The 14,771-nt window shown below is 40.2% G+C and carries 12 protein-coding genes and 1 pseudogene; 2 read left to right on the plus strand and 11 right to left on the minus strand.

Annotated features, from left to right (window positions below):
- Window positions 1-3: 3 nt before the first annotated feature.
- Window positions 4-2,223 (minus strand): RelA/SpoT family protein, encoded by a 2,220-nt coding sequence (locus tag HMPREF2637_RS00865; protein WP_060973237.1) that lies wholly within the window; start codon window positions 2,221-2,223, stop codon window positions 4-6.
- 177 nt (window positions 2,224-2,400) lie between these two features.
- Here HMPREF2637_RS00865 and nrdI point away from each other — a divergent pair, with 177 nt between their 5' ends.
- Window positions 2,401-2,859 (plus strand): class Ib ribonucleoside-diphosphate reductase assembly flavoprotein NrdI, encoded by a 459-nt coding sequence (gene nrdI / locus HMPREF2637_RS00870; protein ID WP_022496522.1) that lies wholly within the window; start codon window positions 2,401-2,403, stop codon window positions 2,857-2,859.
- Window positions 2,860-2,900: 41 nt separating this feature from the next.
- Here nrdI and HMPREF2637_RS00875 read toward each other — a convergent pair whose 3' ends face one another.
- The 8 genes from HMPREF2637_RS00875 to tig all read right to left on the minus strand — a co-directional run bounded on the left by HMPREF2637_RS00875 (window position 2,901) and on the right by tig (window position 12,205).
- Window positions 2,901-5,441, minus strand: coding sequence for a bifunctional 2',3'-cyclic-nucleotide 2'-phosphodiesterase/3'-nucleotidase (locus HMPREF2637_RS00875; protein WP_064525440.1), 2,541 nt, complete (start codon window positions 5,439-5,441; stop codon window positions 2,901-2,903).
- A 165-nt stretch (window positions 5,442-5,606) separates the two neighbouring features.
- Window positions 5,607-6,350: a 16S rRNA (uracil(1498)-N(3))-methyltransferase gene (locus HMPREF2637_RS00880; protein ID WP_037598886.1), complete on the minus strand. Its 744-nt coding sequence runs from the start codon at window positions 6,348-6,350 to the stop codon at window positions 5,607-5,609.
- Complete coding sequence (gene prmA / locus HMPREF2637_RS00885) at window positions 6,351-7,304, minus strand: 50S ribosomal protein L11 methyltransferase (protein WP_037598885.1); 954 nt, start codon at window positions 7,302-7,304, stop codon at window positions 6,351-6,353.
- On the minus strand, window positions 7,305-7,751 hold the full coding sequence (locus HMPREF2637_RS00890) for an NUDIX hydrolase (RefSeq protein ID WP_037604207.1): 447 nt from the start codon (window positions 7,749-7,751) through the stop codon (window positions 7,305-7,307). It lies immediately after the preceding gene.
- Window positions 7,752-7,766: 15 nt separating this feature from the next.
- The gene (locus HMPREF2637_RS00895; protein WP_070838913.1) at window positions 7,767-8,237 is read right to left on the minus strand and encodes a DUF3013 family protein; all 471 of its coding nucleotides are present in this window, start codon (window positions 8,235-8,237) and stop codon (window positions 7,767-7,769) included.
- Between the two features lie 94 nt (window positions 8,238-8,331).
- Window positions 8,332-9,936: a CTP synthase gene (locus HMPREF2637_RS00900; protein ID WP_064525438.1), complete on the minus strand. Its 1,605-nt coding sequence runs from the start codon at window positions 9,934-9,936 to the stop codon at window positions 8,332-8,334.
- A gap of 252 nt (window positions 9,937-10,188) precedes the next feature.
- Window positions 10,189-10,764: a DNA-directed RNA polymerase subunit delta gene (gene rpoE / locus HMPREF2637_RS00905; protein ID WP_002885605.1), complete on the minus strand. Its 576-nt coding sequence runs from the start codon at window positions 10,762-10,764 to the stop codon at window positions 10,189-10,191.
- Window positions 10,765-10,921: 157 nt separating this feature from the next.
- Window positions 10,922-12,205, minus strand: a complete 1,284-nt coding sequence (gene tig / locus HMPREF2637_RS00910; RefSeq protein ID WP_037598880.1) for a trigger factor — start codon at window positions 12,203-12,205, stop codon at window positions 10,922-10,924.
- Window positions 12,206-12,347: 142 nt separating this feature from the next.
- Here tig and HMPREF2637_RS00915 point away from each other — a divergent pair, with 142 nt between their 5' ends.
- The gene (locus HMPREF2637_RS00915) at window positions 12,348-13,190 is read left to right on the plus strand and encodes a mechanosensitive ion channel family protein (RefSeq protein WP_037598879.1); all 843 of its coding nucleotides are present in this window, start codon (window positions 12,348-12,350) and stop codon (window positions 13,188-13,190) included.
- Window positions 13,191-13,302: 112 nt separating this feature from the next.
- Here HMPREF2637_RS00915 and HMPREF2637_RS00920 read toward each other — a convergent pair whose 3' ends face one another.
- The gene (locus HMPREF2637_RS00920) at window positions 13,303-13,800 is read right to left on the minus strand and encodes a sigma-70 RNA polymerase sigma factor region 4 domain-containing protein (RefSeq protein ID WP_021143466.1); all 498 of its coding nucleotides are present in this window, start codon (window positions 13,798-13,800) and stop codon (window positions 13,303-13,305) included.
- A 552-nt stretch (window positions 13,801-14,352) separates the two neighbouring features.
- Window positions 14,353-14,631: pseudogene (gene tnpA, locus HMPREF2637_RS10720) on the minus strand (IS200/IS605 family transposase); the annotation flags it as partial.
- Window positions 14,632-14,771: the final 140 nt, after the last annotated feature.

The raw sequence follows: 14,771 nt of genomic DNA on the forward strand, positions 1-14,771 counted from the left end.
TCCTTACCCATTCGTACGTTTAACACTGTAAACGTCAGGGATAATTTTAATCTTATCCACAAGACCAGTCAATTCAATAAGGTTTGCAATTTCAAAGCTAACGTGAATATTGGCAAACTTCATGTCCTTAGTCGGTTGTGCATTGACCGTAGCAATGCTCTTGGTCGTATTTGACAAGATTTGGAGAACATCATTCAACAGACCAGAACGGTTAAGGCCATAGATGTCAATCTCTGCCAAATAAGATTTATTGGCATTACGTTCATCCCACTCCACTTCGATTAAACGTTGTTCATAACCTTCTTGACTCTTGATATTATTACAATCTGAACGGTGAATAGCAATTCCACGACCCTTGGTGATGTAACCTTCAATCTCATCTCCAGGTACTGGGTTACAGCACTTAGCGATACGCATGAGGAGACCCGACGCACCTTGAATGATGACGCCATTTTCACTCTTAACCTTAAGAACTTCTTTCTTCTCAGTCTTAACTTCGCCACCGTTCATTAGCTCTTCAGCTTCAGCTTTTGCCTTAGCACGCTCTTCCTCGCGGCGTTCTTTTTCTGTCAGACGATTGAAAACAGCAGCAGCACTAATTTCGCCAAAGCCAACAGCGGCATAGAGAGCTTCTTCACTACGCACACTCATACGAGGGAGAATTTCCTCAATATGTTTCTTGTCTAGGTACTTATTGGCAATATAGCCATGCTCTTGGAAGTAGGCAATCAAAAGCTCACGACCCTTGGTGATAGAAGCTTCCTTGTCCTGATTCTTAAAGAATTGTCGAATTTTATTTCTGGCCTTAGTTGTCTTGACCATCTTAATCCAGTCACGACTAGGTCCAAAGGAATTGGCATTAGTGACAATCTCAACCACATCACCTGTCTTAAGTTTGGCAGTCAAGGGCACCATACGGCCATTAACCTTAGCACCTGTAGCCTTCTCTCCAACTTGGGTATGGATAGCATAGGCAAAGTCAATAGGTCCTGAATCTTTAGGCAATTCCTGAACAGCACCATTTGGCGTAAAGACATAAATACGCTCTGAGAAGATATCCTCTTTAACAGAGTCTACAAATCCCATAGCATCACCATTTGAGGCATCTTGAAGTTCAACAAGATCTTTAATCCAGTTCATTCCCAAAGCGGACTCTTTTGAATCTACCTTGCCCTTGATCCCTTTCTTGTAAGCCCAGTGAGCTGCAACCCCGTATTCGGCAACTTGGTGCATTTCCTTGGTACGGATTTGGATTTCAATAGGTCCTTTTGGTCCATAAACCGTTGTATGGATAGACTGGTAACCATTGGATTTAGGATTGGCAATATAGTCTTTGAAACGGCCAGGCATCGGACGCCAGAGCTCATGAATGTATCCCAACATGGCATAAACATCACTGTGCGTCTCCATGACACAACGGATGGCAATCAAATCATAAATTTGATCGAAGCGCTTTTTCTTGTCGCGCATCTTACGATAAATAGAGTAGATATGCTTTGGACGACCATAAACATCACCAACCAGTCCTTGTTCAGCTGTGTAGGTCTTAATTTTATCGACAATCTCGTCCACAAGTGCCTCACGCTCACGACGTTTTTCCTTCATCATGTGAGAAATCTTGTAGAATTCCACCTCATTAAGGTAACGGAAGGACATATCTTCCAATTCCCATTTGATACGACTAATACCCAGACGGTGAGCCAAAGGAGCATAGATTTCCATGGTTTCACGAGAAATGCGCTCTTGCTTATCCTTGCGAAGATGCTTTAGGGTACGCATATTGTGTAAACGGTCGGCCAATTTAACCAAGATGACACGGATATCCTTAGACATGGCCATAAGCATCTTACGGTGGTTTTCAGCCAATTGCTCCTCGTGGGACTTGTACTCAACCTTACCAAGCTTAGTAACACCGTCTACGATATTTCGTACATCCGTACCAAAATCCATTTCTAAATCATCAAGCGTTTTTTCGGTGTCTTCAACGACATCGTGTAAGAAACCACAGGCTACTGTCACTGCATCAAGATGAAGGTCTGCCAGGATACCTGCCACTTGAATAGGGTGAATAATATAAGGTTCTCCTGACTGACGAGATTGCCCACTATGAGCATCTGTCGCATAATGCCAGGCTTTTTCAACTAATTTCAAATCATCTGCTGACATGTAGGCCGAGCAAATGTCTAAAATTTCTTCTCCTGTTACATTTTTATCTTTAGCCATGATTTCTTCCTTCGCTTCTTTTAATAACCTTTATTTTATCACTTTTACAAGTAAAGAAAAAGAGCTAGATAGGCAATTATTAACTGCAAGGAGCCAAAAGGAGCCAACTTGAAAAGCACAATATCTTGTGTTAGAATGATTGAACAAACACAAGATATAGATAGAAAGAGGACGCTTATGTCTCAACTTACCCTCGTTTATATTAGTCTAAGTGGTAATACCCAAAGCTTTGTCAAACGTATGTCTGACTACCTATCCCTCAACCACGGGATTGAATGTCGCCAAATCAATATTAAAGAGCTTAATCATGAAACCTTCCAAGTAGATGAACCCTTTGTCGCACTCTTGCCAACCTACCTTGAAGGTGGAAATGGCGTGGACAATGGAGATGTCGAAATCCTAACCAATCCACTGGGAGATTTTATCGCAGCCCATGATAACCACAAACGTTGCTTTGGTATCATCGGCTCTGGTAACCGTAACTTCAATAACCAGTACTGCCTAACCGCCAAACAATACAGTCAACGTTTTGGCTTCCCTATGTTGGGAGACTTTGAGCTTCGTGGCACACAGTCTGATATCGAGCGTCTGGCACCTATTATTCTAGAAGCACAAAAGAACTTTAACCAACGCTAAAACTAGAGCAAAAAAGCCCCTGTCAGGGCTTTTTCCTTTGCTTAATTTTTTTCGTGTTTTTTGATTCCAAAGAATCCAGCCAAGGTCATAAGAACCATACCAGCTAAAATTGCTGACATAGATTCGTCTGAATTCGTGTTTGGCAAGCTCTTGGCTGAGCTTGAAGGTTGAGTTTCTTGCACTTGAGCTTGAGGTAAGATAACGACTTGAGCGTTTGACAATTGGATAGCTGAAGCAGGTTTAGCCATGCTAGCAACTGCAGTAGCATTTGGTTTCACATGCTTAGTTTGATCTGCCATCTCAACACCTTTTGGTGACTTCTCAGATTCTTTCTTAGTCGTATCCTCAACTTGATTTGCCTTTTCCTTAACAACAAAGCGGTACTCTGCAAATCCTGCTTGTGTTGATGGTCCTACATAACTAATGGCATCCTGACCAGCAAGGTGGGCACGTGCATTGTCAGATGAGGCAAAACGGATATCTGCATTCGTAATATTAGGAACGAAACTCCAATTTCCATCAGCAGTTGGGTTAATCGTTTTCTCACTAACGATATAATCAATGATTGCCTGACGATTCTCAAGATTGAGGAGACGTTTTTCTGCAGCATCCTTAACACCAGGGAAGTTACCAGTCGCACGATAGTTGTTAGTCACGACAAGGAAAGTCTGATTCAAATCAATGGGTTTACCTTGATAAGTCAAGTCACGAACACGACTAGCATCTGGGTTAACCAACTTACCTTCACGATCGTATTTGTTAGGTTGTGTCAAATCAAACTTATAAGTCACCCCATCAATCACATCGTAATTGTATGAGCGATAGCTACTATTAATGAGTTGTTGTGGCTCTTTGCTATTAGGATCAATCTGATTGAACTGTCCTGCAGACATTTCCAACCATTCTTTTATTTGTGCACCAGTCACCTTGAGTAGGGCAGTAACATTGTCGTAGAGGTAGAGGTCCGCGACATTCTTAATGGCTAATGGTCCTGCTGGAATATCGGTATAGTAGGTCGCATCCCCACGAGTCCCCGCCTTGAAAGGTGCCGCTGCTGAGAGGATTGGGAGTTTTTCATCTGCTGTTCCCGCTACTTGTTTTTTAGCATACCATAGTTGTGCATTATTAACGATTTGAATAGATGGATCGTCCTGAACCTGAGCAAAATAGCTAGTAATTGGTGCAGTAGTCTCACCAACTTCCTTACGAACATAGTTGATTGTTCCATTATGGTCATGAGCAGCCATATTAATTAAGTCCTTGTCCGCGACATCTGACTTAGTATCAATCTTCTCAAGCTTGGCCTTACTGTTAACAACTTTCCATTTACCATCCGTGTAAGTCAATTTGACATCCATGATGCCTAGATGATCTCCGAATTTACCAGCCATAACCACAGGTTTCCCATTGATGAGACCATTGACATCATCTACACCAGGGTATTTCGCATAAAAACTTGTACCATCTCCATTTGGGAAATCCGCATGAGAATGCCCTGTCGCAACAGCATCAACACCTTCGATACCAGCAATTTGGTAACCTTCATTTTCCTCATTCTTAGTGTATTCATTGTCACCAATACCAGAGTGAGCAGCAACAAGGATAAAGTCAGCTCCTGCAGCCTTCATCTTAGGAACGATAGCCTTAACAGCCTCCATTGGATCATCCACAGTTACCTTACCTTCAAGGTTGGCCTTATCCCAAACCAAAATCTGTGTTGGAAGGACACCAGTAATACCGATTTTTAGCGTTACCTGTTTGCCGTCTGTATCAGTAAAGGTCTTGTTAACAATCTTATAAGGGTTGTAATAGTAGTCACCTGTTTGAGCATTACGCACATTGGCATTGATAATGTTAATCTTAGCAGCCTTAACCATACGATCCAAAAATTCTAGACCATAGTTAAACTCGTGGTTTCCAAGTGTTTCGGCATCGTAACCCAGCATCTCAAAGGCCTTGTACATAGGGTGAGTCTCACCTTGGGCAACAGGGTCAATCAAAGCCTTATAAGTCCCAAAAGGAGTTCCCTGAATCGTATCCCCACTGTCCACTAAGACCGTATTGGGATTAGTTTCACGGGCTTTTTTAATAAGAACAGCAGTTTTAGACAAACCAACTGTTTGAGACGGCTTATCTTGATAATAATCATAGTTAACCAAGTTGGTATGAAGGTCTGTTGTTGACAAAATCTGCATATCAACAGTCTGCCCCTCATGAGCAGGCTCTGTAACAGTTTCAGCCTGTACTGGCACCGCTGGTGTCACCTGATTGGCATTCGTCAAAACAGCACTGGCTTCTTGACTTGCTTGGGCCGTCGAGGTATTAGCTGATGACTCTGCAGATGCATTTGCAGCTACTGTTGTTGATGTAGGAGATACAGTCTCTGTCCCTCCTTGAACAACTGTTCCTGAAGTGCCTTGTCCTGATACGGTAGCAGCTCCACTATCTGTCACAGTTTCAGTTGAGGTCGTTGGTACTGGTGCCGTTGCCTCATCAGCTTGACCTAGGACTTGTGGCACAGTCAAAAGAGCAAAAAGGCCCAAAACCACGGCAGATTGAGTCACATAACGATTCGTTTTCATTAAAAATCTTCCCCTTTTATAAAGATAGTACAATTATATTAAATCTAAATAAGATTATCAACTTTTTTAGAAATGCTCGATTTGTCATACAAAACTAATGGCACGATGCAATCTTAGCTTAAAAGTGTCAAATACAAAAAAAGTTGGAACAAGGCCAACTTTCTCTTACTTATTCAATTCCAAGGCATAACTGACACTACTCAAAGCGTAGAGAGGAGCGGTTTCCGTCCGCATAATGCGCGGTCCAAGGCCAATTTTAACGCCACCAGCTTCTTCAAATGCATCAATCTCAGACGGAGAAATACCACCTTCTGGTCCAAAGATAAAGAGAATTTTCTGACCATTCTCTACCTGAGCCAACTCACGAGCTAGAGTAGCCAACTCACCTGCTTTGGCTGTTTCCTCATAGGCGATAAAAATCTTATCAAAATTATCTAATTCTGATAGAAATTCCCCTTTTTTCTCGAACAATCTGACTTCTGGCACACGATTACGCTTGGATTGTTCTGCAGCTCCTAGAGCAATTTTGGCAAGCTTATCTTCCTTCTTGGCTAGCTTCTTACCATCCCACTTAACCACAGACCAGTCGGCAGGGAAGGCCCAAATAGCCTGAGCTCCAAGCTCTGTTGCCTTTTGTGTCACCAACTCCAGTTTATCTCCCTTGGGAAAACCTGAGGCAATGCTTACAGATACAGGCATCTCGACATTATCAGTTAAATCTTCAATCACTTCAAAGACGTGATTCTCACGGTCAGTCACACGCGCAAGACGCTTGATACCATCTTCAAAAACCAAGACAACCTGATCATCCTCTGTTAAACGCATAACGTTAAACATATGCTTCACAGTATCCTTGTCTTTGATAATTACTGGATTTTCAACCTGCCCCTTTATAAAATACTGTTGCATTTAGCCTCCAATCACACCTGAAATATCATCTGTCTTCTTGAAGACACAGGCATTCCACTCTCCCTGAACCATGTGAGTTTCTAGGAAGAAACCAGCTTTCTCAGCCGATTCACGCACCATATCCCATTTTTCAGAGATAATCCCTGACATAATCAAATAACCTTCATCCTTAACCAAACGGTCGGCATCTTCTGTCAGGTGGATGAGAATATCCGCCAGAATATTAGCCACGATAACATCAGCTTCTTGCGTCACGCCCTTCAAAAGATCTCCCGCAGCAACATGAATATTTTCCATACCAGGATTCATATCAATGTTTTCCTGTGCCACTCGAACCGCTACATCGTCAAGGTCATAAGCGTAGATTTCCTTGGCACCAAGCAGAGAGCTAGCAATCGAGAGGACTCCTGAACCAGTCCCCACATCAATCACCGTCTCACCACCACGAAGCACCTGCTCCAAGGCAAAGAGGCTCATCTTAGTTGTTGGATGTGTTCCTGTCCCAAAGGCCATACCAGGATCCAACTTAATGATCTTTTCCCCCTCTGATGCCTCATAATCCGTCCATGACGGTACGATAGTCAGGTCATGGGTAATGCGAGCTGGTTCATAGTATTTTTTCCAATTCTCAGCCCAATCTTCTTCAACCAATTCTTGAGTAGCTAAGTGAATATCTCCAGTTTCAAGACCAAAATCTGTCAACTCAGCCAAACGCTCATTGACCTGCTTAGTAATGGCCTCGATATCTGCTGACTCTGGATAATAAGCCGTAATTTTAACCGTTTCAACCTGCTCAACCTCAGGATAAAGTTCCCCAAAACGGTCCGCATTTTCCAAATAATCTGCACTATCATCAATAGCCACACCCTGGCTCCCAGACTCAATTAAAATATTAGAAGCCGCTTCTTCGACCTCACGATTAACTTCAATCGTTAATTCTTGCCATTTGTCCATTTATTTCTCTGTTTCCTTTCCTACTAAATAGTCTTTAAAGCGTTCCTGCAACTGGGCAATGACACCTTCTGCTTTTATAAAATCCTCTACAGGCATTAGTTTAAATTCCTGTCCCTCGTCACCAAAACGAATCTCACGATACTGCTCTTGGCTAATTTGGCCAACCACAAAGACAGCTGACCTATCTTTATCCAACATACTAGGATAGATTTTCGACCAAATAATCGATTCCTCTTTCAAAGTCAAGCCCAGCTCCTCCCAGACCTCACGTTGAAGACATTCAAGAGGCGTTTCTTGACCTTCTCTTCCACCACCTGGCAACTCCCATGTATTTGGCCAAGGAATATCTGGTTTATTATCTCTGAGAATGACCAAAATACTTTGCTCTACGAGTAAGGCAGCCTTAACACCTGTAAAATCGAACTGATCTTTTAAATAAGCATCCATCCCTTTTCGCTCCCTTTAATACCTTGGATAAGCAAAAAATTCCTTCTCTTCAAGTTTAGCTTTCCCTTTTTCGAAAGCTTCTTTGTCCCAAACCAAACCGAATTCCTCAGGTCCATCATCAGATAGAAAATCCATCAAGTCACTCAATCCTTCTGTTGCCACCTCATTCAAGGTCTCCGCAAAATAGGACAAAAACTCACGAGATAGACCTTTCTTAGGTTCATATGGAATTGTCACTAGGTAGTCCTCTTCATCAAAACGTGATTTTGCTGGATTGTAAAAGAGCACGTAATCCTCAAAAATGACATCTTCATCAGACACTTCACCCTTATCATCAATAGTCTCGACATTGCTACTGTTTTGCGCTTCCAGGATAAACGTTACTTCCACAGCATGATTCTTTTTATCCCAGTCCATAGCAAAATCATAGTCCAAGTGCTTATCCAGTTCTTCTTCTAATACTGACAAAAAGCCAAATTTAGCCATTTGTTTTCCTCGTTCTTTCTTATTATTCCCTTTATTTTAGCATAAAAGGAACTAATAAAAAACAGAGTAGGCTATCCCACTCTGTCTTAGATAATTATTTAGCATTTTCAACTGCTGCTGTCACAAAGGCAGTATAAAGTTCTTCCGCATGGTTTGGACGGCTATGATATTCTGGGTGGTATTGCGCTGCCACAAAGAATTTCTTGTCTGGGAGTTCTACAACTTCCATCAAACGATTATCTGGTGACACACCTGAGAATACAAAGCCCTCAGCCTCAAACTGTTCACGGAACTTAGTATTAAATTCATAACGGTGACGGTGACGACGTTGAACAACTTCTTGGTTGCCATAAGCTGCAGCTGCCTTAGAACCTGGTTTCAACTTACATGGGTAAAGACCAAGACGAAGAGTACCACCCATGTCTTCAATGTCAATTTGATCACGCATAATATCGATAATTGGATATTTTGTGTTTGGATCAAGCTCAGCTGAATTAGCGCCATCCAAGTGAAGAATGTGGCGAGCAAACTCAATACATGTCAATTGCATACCGAGACAGACACCCAACATTGGCACATCATTCTCACGTGCATAACGAATAGCTTGAATCTTACCTTCAGTACCACGTTGACCGAAACCACCAGGAACAATAATACCATCAGCATCAGCCAAACGAGAAGCAACATTTTCAGCAGTCAAATCATTAGCATTGACCCAGTCAATATCAATGGCAGTATCATTTGCCAAACCTGAGTGTTTTAGTGCCTCAACTACTGACAAGTAAGCATCGTGAAGCTCCACATACTTACCAACAAGAGCAATTTTAGTTGTTTTCTTAAGGTTAAGCACCTTATCAACCATAGCAGACCACTCTGTCATATCTGCAGCTGGAGCATCCAGTTTCAAATGATCACAAACGATTTGATCCATACCTTGAGCCTGCATATTAAGTGGCACTTGATAGATATGTTCCACGTCGAGTGATTCGATAACAGCCTCAGGTGCAACATCACAGAACTGAGCTAATTTATTCTTGATTCCTTGACCAGCAGGTTGTTCTGTACGAATAACCAACATATTTGGTTGGATACCCAAACCACGCAATTCCTTAACAGAGTGTTGCGTTGGCTTTGTCTTCATTTCACCAGCAGCCTTCAAATAAGGAAGAAGCGTTGTGTGGATATACATAACGTTGTCAGAGCCCACATCAGCCTTCATTTGACGAAGAGCTTCAAGGAATGGAAGACTTTCAATATCACCAACCGTACCACCAACTTCAGTGATAATGACATCTGAATCAGTTGTTGTCGCTGCGCGCTTAATCTTGTCTTTCAAAGCATCTGTGATATGCGGAATCACCTGAACAGTCGCACCAAGATACTCTCCTTTACGTTCCTTACGCAAAACTTCGCTATAAATCTTACCAGTAGTCACGTTAGAGTATTTATTAAGATTGATATCAATAAAACGTTCGTAGTGACCAAGGTCAAGGTCAGTTTCAGTACCATCATCAGTGACATAAACTTCACCGTGTTGGTAAGGACTCATTGTTCCTGGGTCAATATTGATGTAAGGATCAAATTTTTGAATCGTAACCTTAAGACCACGGTTCTTAAGCAAACGCCCAAGACTTGCAGCTACAATCCCTTTACCAATTGAAGATACCACACCACCAGTGACGAAAATATATTTTGTCATGTTAACTCCTTATAATATAATTCAAAACAACTACAGATAGCAGATTGGTTACCCACTCAGATAATCACGATAGTCCTTTCCTAGTACCTGATGGGTGCCGTACAAAGTACCTCACCTTAGACAAGTCCAGTAAATGACTAAAAACAAAAATGACCCCCAAGAGTTTTACTCTGGGAGCCTTAATCATGACCTCTTCAAAAGAGGTGCCCGATAAATAGTCTAAACTATCCAAGACCATTTGTCAATGAAAACTTAGTCGTTTGACTCATCCTCATAGTCATCGTCATCATCTTCTTCTGACAACTCAACATCATCCAAATCATCATCTGGAATAATTTCATTCAACTCAGAGTCATAAGATTCCACTTCGGCTTTCTCATCATCTTCGCTATCGTCGTCATATTCAAGACTATCAGAATCAGGTGTAAAGTTCTCGTCTTCTGGATCATCGTCATTATAATCGATGGCATCTTCATCACCATCCATGAAGGCATTAACTTTCTTGTTCTTACGTTTTGGTGCATTTTCATCAGTATCTTCCAATGTGATGACCTCTTCATCGATTTCATCAATTGCATACCATGAACGCAAGCCCCATTTGTTATCACCTAGTGGAATGAAACTTCCATCCGTATTCAAATCTGAATAAAAGAATGGCAAAGCATTGCGGATATCAGCATCCGATTTTTCTAAGTAATTTTGAATTTCATTGACCAAATCATTGAAATACATTTCATTATCACGACCACGTGTTTCTAAGATAGCACGGGCCACTTCAATCATTGATAATTCACTTTTTTCTTGTCCAGCAAATACGTCTAGTTCCAAAGTGGTTCTCCTTCATTCTTACTCAAGCTAGTTTCTATCAGAAATAGCTCAGCAATCAATTTTTCGCTACCTTTTATTTTACGCTAAAAAGAGTCAATAGTCAAAGTATTTATAGAAGAAAAAATCAAGTCTCAACAGAAACTTGATTTTAGTCATATTATTTAACTTTTGCTGTGCTTGTAATAACTTCAACAGCTTTCTTCATAGTGATATCGTGTTTAAGCATTTCAGGTGAAAGAAGTGCAGAAACTTGTGATACTTCCATGTTGTACTCAGCTGCAAGATCATTAATTTCTTTTTGGATTTCTTCTTCTGTAGCATCGAATCCTTCAGCAGCAGCAACAGCTTCGATAACAAGGTTAGTTTTCACACGTTTGTCAGCGTCAGCTTCATATTGTTTGTGAAGATCTTCTTGAGTTGTACCAGTGATTTGGAAGTACATTTCAGGAGAGATACCTTGACGTTGCATGTTGCCCATGAATTCGTTCATAGCACGGTGAACTTCGTCTTCAACCATTTCTGCTGGCAATTCAACGATTTCAGCGTTTTCAACAGCCAAATCAAGTGCAGCACCTTCAACAGCGTCATCAAATGCGATTTCTTTAGCTGCTTCAAGTTCTTTACGGTATTTAGCTTTCAACTCATCAAGAGTTTCAACTTCATCGTCAAGATCTTTAGCCAACTCATCATCAAGAGCTGGAACTTCTTTAGCTTTAACTTCGTTAACTTTAGTAACAAATACAGCAGCTTTACCTGCAAGGTCAGCAGCTTGATAGTCTTCTGGGAAAGTTACTTTAACTTCTACTTCATCACCAGCTTTTGCTCCAACCAATTGGTCTTCGAAACCTGGGATAAATTGACCTGAACCAAGTTCAAGAGAGTGGTTTTCACCTTTACCACCATCAAATTCAACACCGTCTACTGAACCAACAAAGTCGATAACAACAGTGTCGCCATTTTCAGCTGCACCTTCTTTAACAACCAATTCAGACAAGTTTTTGCGTTCGCTTTCAAGCTTAGCATCAACTTCTTCATCAGTAACTTCTTTAGAAGCTTCAACTGAAACTTCAAGATCTTTATATGCACCAAGTTTTACTTCAGGTTTTGTAACAACTTCTGCAGTAAGTGTCCAATCTTGACCTTTTTCAATTGATTTTACATCAATTTTTGGTTGTGCAACAACATCAAGACCAAGTTCAGCAATCGCTGCTTCATAAGCTGCTGGAAGAATTGCATTCAAAGCATCGTCGTAAAGAGCTTCTTCACCAAATTTTTGGTTAAATACGGCACGAGGCATGTGTCCTTTACGGAAGCCTGGAGCGTTCAAATTCTTTTTAACCTTGTTAAATGCTTGATCCAAAGCTGGTTGAATTTTATCTTGACCGATAGTGAATGTCACCACACCACGGTTAGTGGCTGTGTTTTCAAATGATACAGACATGTAGTCATTCTCCTTAAAATTTTTTATAGATACAGTTTAGTTTACCATATTTCAAAGCCTTTTAAAAGTTTTTTTATCCAATTTAATCACAAGAAAATCGTTAGAAACTGCTACTTTATCAAAATTTTGATAAACTAGAACTATGAATATTTTACAAAGATACATCCAACAATTTAATTTTGAAGAGACCCTAATGGTACTCATTACGAAAGGGATTAAACTCCTTATTCTCCTCATCATCTTTCTTCTTAGTAAGAAGATTATCAACTTCCTTTTTAAACATACAGTGGGACGCTCTCTAGCTTGGACAATTCAAACACCTGCTCGACAAAAAACCATTGAACGATTACTACACAATTGCATGAACTACGTGCTATACTTCTTCCTTATTTACTGTCTTCTTAGTATCCTTGGGGTCCCAGTATCTAGCCTCCTTGCTGGGGCAGGACTTGCTGGAGTTGCTCTTGGTCTAGGAGCTCAGGGCTTCCTATCTGATGTCGTTAATGGTTTTTTCATATTGTTAGAAAACCAATTTGAAGTCGGTGACGCAGTTGAAGTAGGAGCCGTTACAGGCCTTGTTTCAACCGTAGGTATTCGAACTACTCAAATTCGAGGATTTGATGGAACCCTCCATTTTATACCTAACAGAAATATCACAATTGTATCCAACAAATCTCGAGGGGACATGAGAGCTCAAATTGATATCCCAGTCTATCCGTCAACCGATATCAATAAAGTGACAAGCATCATACAAGAAGTAAATCGAGAAAACATTGAAAACTATCCTCAAATCTGTGGAGCTCCAAATATCATTGGATTAAGCACAACTCCTTCTGGACAACTAGTATTTCGTATTGATATTTTTACGAAAAATGGACAACAAATTCATATCTATGCTGATTTCTTAAAACTTTACCAAGAAGCCCTAACCAAAGAAAATATTGAACTTCCAAGATTCATTGGGAACCCTATAGCAGTAAAATAAATTCTTTACACTACATTAAAAACACTTCAAAAGATAGATAACAGAAATCTACTTTCGAAGTGTTTTTTATGACTTTTACTCAATAATACTAGACTAGAATCTATATTCAAAATTAATCATCTTCATTATAAGGATCAAAATCTACCATCCAAAATTTTAACTCCCTGATCATCTTTTTTCGACCTCTAAAACATTCTCCAGCTAGCAGACGGTCTAACTTAGTAGCATCTTCCGAAGACAACTGATTACGGAAAGCATTAAGCTGCTCATCATAAACAAGCCTATCTACCGCATCTAACTCTTTATTCGGGAGACAAAAAGCAATATCTGAAATTTCGATATAACATTGTCGATTAGCTTGTCGTTTTACAGACTCCTGCCTTCTAACCTCATCATTAAGTCTATTCCTAAATTTCGTTTTAAAATATCGCCGTAACTTATCATCATCAGACTTTAATTCAGGAAACTTTTCTAAAAGCTGATAAAGCGTCATCATAGCTTCTTGCTCCATATCAGCTTGGTCCCAAAGTTGGATGAAATATTGTCTACTAGCCTTAAGTACAATCGGCCTTACAACTTCATATGCGTGAACAAAAACTTCTTGTTCCATTAAACCTCCTATAAATAGATAAAATATTTGTAATTAAAATAATTACGAAATCTATTATAAGAGATACATAAGAAATAAAATAGAGACATATATGTCACTATAAAAATGATAGACTCTATAATTTCTGTAGTGGGTAAAAACCACTGTAGAGATTATAGAGCTTTTTGAGTATACACAAAAAGTCCCATAAGAACTATAATGAAAAGCGACCAAACCATCATTAGGAAGAACTTATAAGACTTATTAAGAATACCACAGAATTAATCGGAAATAAAGAGTAAAATATTAAGGTTTCCCTTGTTTTTGAAACTGTCACTCATATCCAGATTTAAACAAAACTAGATTACCCTATACCACTATATCCACTCTAGATATTAGCTTTTCGCCACTCACTATAATTGATAAACAGATTAGTCAAAACCACCCTTGAGAACCGGTGGCTTGCTCTTCGGCTAAAAGCCTCTGCTACCGGCCGAGGCCTAAAGGCCTACCGAATGGTTTCCCTTCAGCACTACCTTTGCTAGCTGACCCGACTAGTGGGTCTCTTTAAGACTACTTTCTTTTATTCTTCTCACCTGTAAACAGATCATATTCCTCAAAAAGACTGAGCCGATCTGCTATCACGTCTTCTTGTAATTGATTACGAATATATTCTTCAAGTCACTTCTGATTTCGCCCAACCGTATCAACATAAAACCCTCGAAACCAAAATTTGCGATTTCCAGATTTATACTTTAAATTAGCGTGTCGATCAAATATCATTAAGCTACTTTTACCCTTTAAATATCCCATAAATGAGGAAATACTTAGTTTCGGTGGTATACTCACCAATTAGGGGGACTTTTTTGATACATCGCTAAAAGCTTTTCGGAACCACTAGCACAGCTAGTGGTTTTCGTAAAACAAAAAAACTAGACCTAGGTCTAGCAATAAGAATTATACTCCGCCAGTAGGACTCGAACCTACGACAT

Source organism: Streptococcus sp. HMSC065H07 (assembly GCF_001837325.1).
GTDB classification, from domain to species: domain Bacteria; phylum Bacillota; class Bacilli; order Lactobacillales; family Streptococcaceae; genus Streptococcus; species Streptococcus salivarius_H.